This is a genomic window from Paraburkholderia sp. SIMBA_027 (assembly GCF_046535315.1).
GTDB lineage: Bacteria > Pseudomonadota > Gammaproteobacteria > Burkholderiales > Burkholderiaceae > Paraburkholderia > Paraburkholderia tropica.
This window is the reverse complement of the sequence record NZ_JAWRWY010000575.1, coordinates 1-272: the sequence shown is the minus strand read 5'-3', so window position 1 is coordinate 272 and position 272 is coordinate 1. Positions and strand designations below refer to the sequence as shown.

The following is a 272-nucleotide window of genomic DNA, read 5'->3' as shown; positions in this document are numbered from 1 at the left end:
CGCATCGGGTTGCAGGGTCCAGATGCAGCTGTCGACCGTGGCTTCGGTCGGGCCATAGACGTTGTGCAAGCGCACCTGGGGCAAGCGCGCCCGGACGCTGCGGGCCAAGGCTTCGGTGAGTTCACCACCGCCACAAAAAACGTCGGTGAGGCTGCTGCACAACGCCGACGCTTCCAGTTCGAGAAATTGCTGCAGCATGGCCGGTACAAATTGGATCACGGTGATGCGCTGCGTGCGAATCACCTCAGCCAGGTAAGCCGGGTCGCGATGGC

General features: G+C 62.9%; 1 protein-coding gene. It reads right to left on the bottom strand.

All coding sequences use genetic code 11. From position 1 onward, the window contains the following. A partial coding sequence (locus tag SB764_RS40310; protein ID WP_410866797.1) for an AMP-binding protein occupies positions 1–272 on the bottom strand: 272 nt, incomplete at both ends.